At 71.0% G+C, this 2,837-nt stretch carries 3 protein-coding genes; 2 read left to right on the top strand and 1 reads right to left on the bottom strand.

Annotated elements, in window-relative coordinates:
* The coding region (locus ACFWGJ_RS43165) for a hypothetical protein (RefSeq protein ID WP_387334443.1) at positions 1-786 on the bottom strand (786 nt) is incomplete at its 3' end.
* A 372-nt stretch (positions 787-1,158) separates the two neighbouring features.
* On the opposite strand from ACFWGJ_RS43165, the gene argH reads away from it, so the two are divergent.
* On the top strand, positions 1,159-2,592 hold the full coding sequence (gene argH, locus ACFWGJ_RS43160) for an argininosuccinate lyase (protein WP_387334442.1): 1,434 nt from the start codon (positions 1,159-1,161) through the stop codon (positions 2,590-2,592).
* 29 nt (positions 2,593-2,621) lie between these two features.
* Positions 2,622-2,768 carry a hypothetical protein gene (locus ACFWGJ_RS43155; RefSeq protein WP_387334440.1) on the top strand — a complete coding sequence of 49 codons (147 nt, stop codon included), beginning with the start codon at positions 2,622-2,624 and terminating at the stop codon, positions 2,766-2,768.
* Positions 2,769-2,837: the final 69 nt, after the last annotated feature.

Raw genomic sequence — 2,837 nt, 5'->3', positions numbered from 1 at the left:
GTTGAGGGTGGCGATGCGCTTGTCCTCCAGGGGGCCGAGGATGGCGTTCTGGACGAAGTTGGCGCCGCCCTGGCCGACGGTGTCGACGAGCCGCTGGTTTGCCTCGGCGATCTGGGTGTCCAGGAGTGCGAGGTTCCTGGTGACCTCGTCCTGCGCGGAGGCGGGGATCGCGGGCAGGCTGCCCTCGACCGCGGGGCAGTTCACCGTGCCGACGGCCCCCGCGTCACCCGTGTCGCCCGCGTCCTCTCCGCCCGCGTTCCCGCCGGCCTCCTCCGTGGCCGCCTCGGTCGGCTCGGCCCCGGCCTCTTCGCCCGCCTCGCCGCCCGCTTCGGCCGCGCCGTCGGCGTTCAGTGCGCAGGGGGCGAGGGCTTCGAGGCCTTCGGGCTTGGCGGCGGTGCGGCCGATGGCGGTCTCGATGCGGTTGAGGGTGGCGATGCGCTTGTCCTCCAGGGGGCCGAGGATGGCGTTCTGGACGAAGTTGGCGCCGCCCTGGCCGACGGTGTCGACGAGCCGCTTGTTCGCTTCGGCGATCTGGGTGTCCAGGAGGGCGAGGTTCCTGGTGACCTCGTCCTGCGCGGAGGCGGGGATCGCGGGCAGGCTGCCGTCCACGGCGGGGCAGCTGATCGTCCCGGACGAGGCGAGGGTGGAGGCCTGGCCGTCATTGCCCTTGGACGTCTCCCCGGCGAGGGCGGAACCAGCGATCACCGCTCCGGACAACGCCACCGCGGCAGCGCCGCCGATGATCGTCACGCGGCGCTTGTTGTACTTCGGAAGAGCCCTGGACATGGGGATGCCTCACTTGGGTCAGGGGAGGGGTGCGGTGCCTTCGAAGTGGGGTTCGAAGGTGCTTCACGGACGCGGCGCCTGCGTTCGGGGTGAAGTACGGGTAAGCGGTTTCTCGCGTTCAACGGGCGCGGAAATTAGCTCTCCGCACGCCTCTTCGGCCCCGTGGCTGACCTTCAGGACCCTCTGGATTGACGAATCATGCGCTGCTCTGCATAATCATGCATAGCGGTGCGGTGATGTACTGCGGGAACGGTCGGTACGTCGTCAGGTGCGGGTCGTACCGGGCCGGTCGCGCGGTTCCCCGCGCCCCTGCGGGACGCTCTTGCGGGCGTCCTCTTCCTATCGTTCTGATCGTTCTGAGGAGCGCAGCCAGTGAGCAGCAACAGTGGTGACGTACGGCTCTGGGGCGGGCGGTTCGCCGACGGTCCCGCCGAGGCACTGGCGAAGCTGTCCGCGTCCGTCCACTTCGACTGGCGGCTGGCGCCCTACGACATCGCCGGCTCGCGTGCCCACGCCCGCGTGCTGCACAAGGCGCACCTCCTCGACGACGACGAGCTGACCCGTATGCTCGCCGGCCTCGACCGGCTGGAGGCCGCCGTCGCGGACGGCTCCTTCGTCGGCACCGTCGCCGACGAGGACGTCCACACCGCCCTGGAGCGCGGGCTCCTGGAGCAGCTCGGCCCCGACCTCGGCGGCAAGCTGCGCGCGGGCCGCTCGCGCAACGACCAGGTGGCCACGCTCTTCCGGATGTACCTGCGCGACCACGCCCGGATCATCGGCGGCCTGATCGCCGAGCTCCAGGACGCGCTCGTCGGTCTGGCGGAGGCGCACCCGGACGTCGCGATGCCCGGCCGTACGCACCTGCAGCACGCCCAGCCCGTCCTGTTCGCCCACCATGTGCTGGCCCACGCGCAGGCCCTCTCCCGGGACGCCGAACGGCTGCGTCAGTGGGACGAGCGGACCGCGGTGTCGCCCTACGGCTCCGGCGCGCTCGCGGGCAGCAGCCTCGGCCTCGACCCGGAGTCGGTCGCCAAGGACCTCGGCTTCGAGAACGGCAGCGTCGGCAACTCCATCGACGGCACGGCCTCGCGTGACTTCGCGGCCGAGTTCGCCTTCATCACCGCGATGATCGGCGTCAATCTCTCGCGGATCGCGGAGGAGGTCATCATCTGGAACACGAAGGAGTTCTCCTTCGTCACCCTGCACGACGCGTTCTCCACCGGCTCGTCGATCATGCCGCAGAAGAAGAACCCGGACATCGCGGAACTGGCGCGCGGCAAGAGCGGCCGGCTGATCGGCAACCTGACGGGTCTGATGGCCACGCTCAAGGCCCTCCCGCTCGCGTACAACCGGGACCTCCAGGAGGACAAGGAGCCGGTCTTCGACTCCTGCGACCAGCTGGAGGTCCTGCTGCCGGCCTTCACCGGGATGATGGCGACGCTGACGGTCAACCGCGAGCGGATGGAGGAGCTGGCGCCGGCCGGCTTCTCGCTCGCCACCGACATCGCGGAGTGGCTCGTGAAGCAGGGGGTGCCGTTCCGGGTCGCGCACGAGGTCGCGGGGGAGTGCGTGAAGGCCGCCGAGGCCGACGGTGTCGAACTGGACGGGCTCACCGACGAGCAGTTCGCGAAGATCTCCGCGCATCTCACGCCTGAGGTGCGGTCGGTCCTGAACGTCCCGGGCGCGCTGGCGTCCCGCTCCGCGCGCGGCGGTACGGCCCCGAGCGCGGTCGCCGTCCAACTCACCGAGGTGAAGTCGGACGTGGCCTCGCAACACGCGTGGGCGACGGCGAAGTCGCGACGGTAGGGGTGCGCGGCGCTTGCGGTGACGGTGGCTTGCACCGACCGCCGGCCGCCGCCGCCGAGTTCCCCACCGACATCACGCTGCGGCTGCCCGCGCCCCTTGGGGGCGTGACGGCGGACGTCATGCTGCGGGAGCGTCGTGGCTGGCCGCGCAGTTCCCCGCGCCCCTTGGGGGTGTGACGGCCGGTGGCATGCTGCGGGTGCGTCGTGGTTGCCCGCGCAGTTCCCCGCGCCCCTTGGGGGTGTGAC

This window comes from Streptomyces sp. NPDC060205 (genome assembly GCF_042728395.1).
Classification (GTDB): Bacteria; Actinomycetota; Actinomycetes; order Streptomycetales; family Streptomycetaceae; genus Streptomyces.
This window is presented reverse-complemented; position numbering and strand designations above follow the sequence as displayed.